The organism is uncultured Oscillibacter sp. (genome assembly GCF_900546705.1).
In the GTDB taxonomy this organism is placed as follows: Bacteria; Bacillota; Clostridia; order Oscillospirales; family Oscillospiraceae; genus Oscillibacter.
On the sequence record NZ_URDP01000063.1, the window covers coordinates 1 to 5,875 of the forward strand.

The window sequence follows — 5,875 nt, forward strand, 5'->3', positions numbered from 1 at the left end:
CCTGCGTCTGCAAATTTACTCAGTTTCCTATTGACTTTTTATTTGCAGACTTACAGATCGGAGTTGACCCAGTATTTTTTGCCGATCATCTGGATGATGGTAATGACCATGATGATGGCTGCCAGCACCACGGAGATGGCAGCGCCGTAGCCGCGCATGCTGCTCTTGTTGAAAGCGCACTCGTAGAAGTACGTCACAAGGCTCATGCTGTAGGTATAGGACAGCGTATCCCGGTCTACCATCAGGTAGATGAAATCAAAAATCTGCAAAATACCGATGGTCACCATGATGACCGAAAAGAAGATCATGGGCGTGAGCATGGGCAGCGTGATTCTGAAAAACATCTGCCGGTTGGTGGCCCCGTCCAGCCGGGCCGCCTCATAGTAAGAGCTGTCGATGCCCTGCATGGCCGCCAGCATGATGATGACATAGTAACTGACCATGGACCAAACCACCACCAGGATGATGGCCCAGCGTACATACTTCACGTCTCCCAGCCAGGAGATCCGCGGCAGCCCCAGTTTTTCCAAGAACCAGTTGAAAATACCGTACTGATAGTTGAGGATCCACCGCCACAAAATGCCGATGGCGGCGGGGATGGTAATGGCGGGGATGAACATCAGCGTCCGGTACAGCGTGCGGCCCCGGATCTTTTTATTGAGCAGATGTGCCAGAAACACCGAGAAGATGATGACCAGGGGCACGCCCACCACAGCATAAAAGGCTGTGTTCTTCAGTGCCAGCCAGAACGTCTCGTCCGAGAGCAGGTCCCGGTAGTTTTTCAGCCCCACAAACGTGCCGTCTCCAAAAGTGCCCATCTTGCGAAAGCTGTAGAGGATGTTTTGAATGAAGGGAACCACACTGAAAATGACAAGTCCTGCAAACATGGGCAGGATGAACGCGTATGCAGTGCACATCTCATTGCGCCGGCACCTGTTGAACCGGCGTTCCTGTTTTTTCATGGCCTGTCCTCCTATTTTCCCGATTGACCTTTCTGCAGTGCGCAGTGCTTTCCGGACACAAAACCGCGCTTTCATTTTCGGGTGCAAAAGCGCGCTTTTTCGTCCGGCAAACTCTGCCTGCGGCGGCCCCGGACGGGACCGCCGCAGCGGGCAGATCAATGCTCAGCCGAACACTTCGTCCAAAATAGCCTGAGCGGCAGCGGCGCCTTCGTCCATGGCCTCGTCCACAGGCTTGATGCCGCCGAACGCAGCCTGCATGGCGTCGTTCACCGTGGCAACCCAGTCCATGTTGCCGTTGGAGGGATAGGCAAAGCCGGTCTCAGAGGCATCCATGAACACCTGGGCGTTGATATTCTTGAAGTTGGCCACATAGCCCTCCTGGGCCGCCAGGTAGGCGGGAATATCAATGCCGGACTCAGCCTCGTGGGCCAGGGCCTCCTCACCGGTGATGTACTTGATGAACTCCCAAGCCGCGTCCTTGTTGGGGCAGCTGGCAGACATGGAGTAGCCCAGGCCGCCCATGCAGGTGTAGTTGTTCTCCGCCATGGCGGGCATCTGGATCAGCTGCACATTGCCCGCCTGGGCCAGGGAGCTGCCTTCCAGTACGCTGGACTTCCAGGAGCCGATGAACACCATGGCCGCCTGGCCGGAGATGAACAGATCGGTGCCCTTGGTCTCCGTCAGCACAGAGTAGGGGGCCATCTGGCCGTTATCCATCAGGTCCACCACCTGCTGCACGGCGTCCTTGGACTCGGGCAGGGCAATGCCGCAGGTCTTTCCGTCCTCGCTGAGGTAGTTGCCGCCATTTTGATACAGGAAGTTCATCCAGGAGGGCTGGGCGTCCAGCTCCATGACGATGGGATACTCACTGCCGCCGGCGGCTGCGATGGCATCCTTGAGGGAGGTGGCGATGGCGCGCATGTCATCCCAGGTCCAGCCGTCCTGAGGCAGCTCCACGCCATAGCGGTCAAAGAGCTCCGTGTTCAGGGCCACGACCACCGTGTCCAGGCCCTTGGGCATGGCGTACTGGCTACCGCCCAGATTGAACGCATTGACGCGGCCCTGGGCATAGGCGCTCATGTCGATGCCGTCGGCTTCAATATAGCTGTCCAGAGGCTCCAGGACACCCGCGTCCACGTACTTGCCCGCATAGGTGTTCATCCAGAACACATCAGGTGCCTCGTTGGTCTCCAGAGAGGCGTCCAGCTTCGTCCAGTAGGTGTCCCAGGGGATCTGCTCAATGGTGACCTGGATCTCGCCTTCGTGGGCGGCGTTGAAGCTGTCCACGTTTTCCTGGATCACCGGCAGCTGGGCCTCGTCCCACAGGGACAGCGTCAGGCTGACGGGACCGTCGGAGTTTCCGCTGCCGCTGTCGCCGCAGCCGGTCAGAGCCGCTGCGGAAAGTGCCATGACGGCGGCCAGGAGCATTGCTGTGAGTTTCTTTTTCATAACCATTCTCCTTATCGTTCTATTGTGTTCGCCCCATATTGGGGAAATCATCGTTGTTTTTCCTCTCCGCAGCCCTGAAGCCGGCGGCAGCTCTGCCGCTCCACAATGGAGTGCGGCAGCAAAATTTCTGCGTGGAGTGCCTGAGGCGGCTGTGAGAACAGCTCCAGTGTCTTTTCCACAAACGCCCCAATGGGCTGGTGAACCGTGGTCAGGGCGGGCCGCACCCGGGTGGCGATGGTCAGATCGTCGTAGCCCAGAACGGATACATCCTCCGGCACCCGCAGTCCGGCATCGTACAGCGCCGCCATGGCGCCCACAGCCAGTTCGTCGCTGAAGGCAAATACCGCCGTGAAACGCCGGTTCTCCGCCAGCGCCGTCTCCATGGCCGTATAGCCGGCCTCATAGGTCACGCCGCCCCGGATAATCTGCTCCTCCGACAGGCTGAGTCCCTGCTCCTCCATCGCCTTGCGGCTGCCGGTGATCCGCTGGAATCCGGCACCGATCTTGCGTTCGTCGTCGGAGAGGAACAAAATCTGCCGATGGCCCAGGCCCAGCAGATAACGTGTTCCCTCATAGGCGGCGGCAATGTCGTTGACATGAATACGGTCAGACTGATGATCCAGCGCCACGCCGCCGCACATCACCGTGCGCAGACCGCAGCCCTGCAGATAGTGGAGGATCTCACTGTCGATCTCCTCTTCAAAGTAGACGACTCCCGCCGGATGCATGCGGTTGACGAAAGTGCGGACAGTCTCCGGTGTGTAGGGATTGTAGCGTAGCAGCATGAATGAATACTCGCCGTCCTCCTCCCGTTCCAAAAGCTCCGCCAGCGTGCGGCTGTAAAAATCGAAACGCAGGTGGGTCAGCAGAATCAAGATGAGTTTTTTCTTCGGTCGACGCACGGCCGGCTCCTGGTCCAGTGCCACCAGCGTACTCTCAATTTTTCCGGCAATTTCCGCGCTGACATTTTCAGTATTGGTCATATAGCGGGAAACGGACGCCGGCGAAACCCCTGCCAGCTCCGCAATCTTGCGAACGGTGATCTTCATAGGCGCCTCCCATTTTGTTTCTGAAACAAAATTTATTATTTCTTTAACAAAATTTTGGGGTAAATAAGAAAATATCTTGTTTTTTTCGATTATAATCGGGCAAAAAATTGCTGTCAATATATCTTTTTTGCCAGAGATTTTCCCGGATTTTGCATTTTTGTTTCTGAAACATTTTACTTTTGTTGTGTTGAAACAACATTTTACGCAAAATTGCAATCCGCAGTATCCGTTTCTTTACGCAAAACGCATATGTGCACTTTTACCTATATATTTTGACAAAAATCGAAGAATTTTTATGTGTATTGACATTTATTTTCTCATCTGCAATACTGTCTTTAATTACTTTGGGTTCTGGGACCCCGTGTATGCCGGGAGGAATCTGCTTGAAACATGTTTCTCTGCGTCTTTCACACGGCCCGGCTCTGCTGGCGCCGATCCTTCGCTTTTCCATTCCGCTGATGCTCACAGGCATCCTGCAGCTGGCCTACAACACCGCCGACTCCGTCATTGTCGGGCGCTACGCCGGCAGCAATTCCCTGGCTGCCGTGGGTGCCACATCGTCCATTATCTTTTTGCTGGTAACACTGTTTACCGGCGTGGCCATCGGTGCCAACTACCTGGCCGCCCGGGACTACGGTGCCGGCGACGCCGGAGCCCTGTTTGAAACGGTCCACTGTGCTGCGCTGCTGAGTGTGATTCTGGGACTGCTGGCAGGCGCATGCGGATTTTTTCTCTCCCCGCCGCTGCTGCGTCTGGCAGGCGCCCCGGCAGATGTACTGCCCCTTTCCACCGTATACCTGCGCATCTACTTTCTGGGCATTCCCGCCCTGGTGGTCTACAACTTCGGCAGTGCCCTGCTGCGGGCCGTGGGAGACACCTTTTATCCGCTGGTCTTCATGGTGATCTCCGGCGCCCTGAACGTGGGGCTGAACCTGCTCTTTGTCATTGTCTTTCATCTGGATGTGGCGGGTGTGGCCATTGCCACCTCTGTTTCTCAGGTGGTTTCCGCCGCGCTGGTCACCGTACGCCTTTGTACCATCCGGGACATCTGCCGGCTGGATCTGCGGAAAATCCGCTTCTATCCGGCAAAGGCGGGCCTGATGCTGAAGGTCGGGCTCTCCGCCGGGCTGCAGGGCATTATCTTCTCCGTGGCCAATGTGATGATCCAATCCGCCGTGAATTCCTTCGGCGCAGCCGTCATTGCCGGCAACACCGCGGCCTCCGGGCTGGAGAACTTTATCCACACCGCCCAGAACACGTTCTATCAGGCTGCCATTACTTTCACCAGCCAGAGCATCGGCGCCCGCAAAATGCGGCAGGCCGTGCAGGTTTTCTGGATCTGCATGGGGCTGACCGTGGGGCTGGGCGTGGTATTGTGCGCCCTCCTGCGTCTGTTCCAGACCCAACTGCTGGGCATCTACATCAAGCCCACGGACGACTCCTATGAGGCCGTCATGGCCGCAGGCGCCGTACGGGTTCTGGCCATCAGTCAGTTTCAGTGGGTAGGCGGTATGATGGAGACGGCCTGCGGCTCCATCCGGGGCCTTGGAAAATCCCTCAACCCCACCGTCACCACGCTCATCGGCGCCTGCGGGCTGCGGGTGGTGTGGCTGTATACGGTGTTTGCCGCTGTGGGCACCATCGAGAGCCTGTACTGGTCCTATCCCATCTCCTGGGTGCTGACGCTGGGAGTACACTGCGTGTTTTTGCTGATATACCGGCGGCAGCTGCTGGCCGGCGAGGAGAAAGGAGAATCCAATGTCCCGTCTTTTTGATCCGGATACCCCGCTGATGCGGGGACTGTCCACCCTGATGGACTGGTTCGTGCTCAGCTTTCTTACGGTGATCTGTGCTCTGCCCGTGTTTACTGCCGGCGCCTCCGCCTGCGCCCTGTACGGAGCCATGGCCGGTCTCTCCAGGGGAGAGACGGCACCGGTACGGTGCTTTTTTTCCCAGTTTCGCCGTTGTTTCCGCCGGTCCGTACCCTGCACGCTGGCTGTCCTGGCTGCCGCCTACTTTTTATATCTGGACACTCAGGCAGTCGCTGCAATCCCGCCCACCCTGCGGATCATTTTTTGGGCCGCCCTTTTCTTTTTCGCCCTCTGCCTGCTGCTCTCAGCGGTATTTCTCCCTCCGCTGATCTGGCGGGACCCCGCCCGGTCTTTTTCTGCCCTGTGGAAGTCCTCCCTGATTCTGGGGATTGGCTGTCTGCCCCGGGCACTGGCCGTACTGGCACTGGCAGCAGTCCCTTTGGGTGTCCTGCTCGTCTTCCCCACGTGGTTTCTGGGCCTGTCGTTTCTCTGGACGTTTTTCTGGCCCGCCCTGACCGGATTTGTCTGGGCTCGTCTGACGCTGCGCCCGCTTGGCGCCGCCTGAGCCTTAAAAGAGAGAGCCGGCTGACCATTTGGTCAGCCG

5 protein-coding genes are annotated in these 5,875 nt (G+C 57.6%); 2 read left to right on the forward strand and 3 right to left on the reverse strand.

All coding sequences use genetic code 11. The annotated features are described in order from the left end of the window. Positions 1-50: 50 nt before the first annotated feature. The 3 genes from QZS13_RS09690 to QZS13_RS09700 all read right to left on the reverse strand — a co-directional run bounded on the left by QZS13_RS09690 (position 51) and on the right by QZS13_RS09700 (position 3,460). A complete protein-coding gene (locus tag QZS13_RS09690) occupies positions 51-962 on the reverse strand; it encodes a carbohydrate ABC transporter permease (RefSeq protein ID WP_295588429.1) in 912 nt (303 codons plus the stop codon). 162 nt (positions 963-1,124) lie between these two features. Then, a complete protein-coding gene (locus QZS13_RS09695) occupies positions 1,125-2,411 on the reverse strand; it encodes a sugar ABC transporter substrate-binding protein (protein WP_295588431.1) in 1,287 nt (428 codons plus the stop codon). A gap of 47 nt (positions 2,412-2,458) precedes the next feature. Beyond that, positions 2,459-3,460, reverse strand: a complete 1,002-nt coding sequence (locus QZS13_RS09700) for a LacI family DNA-binding transcriptional regulator (RefSeq protein WP_295588432.1) — start codon at positions 3,458-3,460, stop codon at positions 2,459-2,461. 383 nt (positions 3,461-3,843) lie between these two features. Here QZS13_RS09700 and QZS13_RS09705 point away from each other — a divergent pair, with 383 nt between their 5' ends. Further along, entirely contained in the window at positions 3,844-5,235 is a 1,392-nt protein-coding gene (locus QZS13_RS09705; RefSeq protein ID WP_295588434.1) for an MATE family efflux transporter, read from the forward strand. Then, positions 5,219-5,836, forward strand: coding sequence for a YesL family protein (locus tag QZS13_RS09710; RefSeq protein WP_295588435.1), 618 nt, complete (start codon positions 5,219-5,221; stop codon positions 5,834-5,836). The genes QZS13_RS09705 and QZS13_RS09710 overlap by 17 nt, the downstream gene beginning before the upstream one ends. The last annotated feature ends 39 nt before the right edge of the window (positions 5,837-5,875 follow it).

Excerpts from the sequence above, each read along its gene's own strand:
- QZS13_RS09690 (WP_295588429.1), bottom strand. The coding sequence starts at position 962 with ATGAAAAAACAGGAACGCCGGTTCAACAGGTGCCGGCGCAATGAGATG.
- QZS13_RS09695 (WP_295588431.1), bottom strand. The coding sequence starts at position 2,411 with ATGAAAAAGAAACTCACAGCAATGCTCCTGGCCGCCGTCATGGCACTT.
- QZS13_RS09700 (WP_295588432.1), bottom strand. The coding sequence starts at position 3,460 with ATGAAGATCACCGTTCGCAAGATTGCGGAGCTGGCAGGGGTTTCGCCG.
- QZS13_RS09710 (WP_295588435.1), top strand. The coding sequence starts at position 5,219 with ATGTCCCGTCTTTTTGATCCGGATACCCCGCTGATGCGGGGACTGTCC.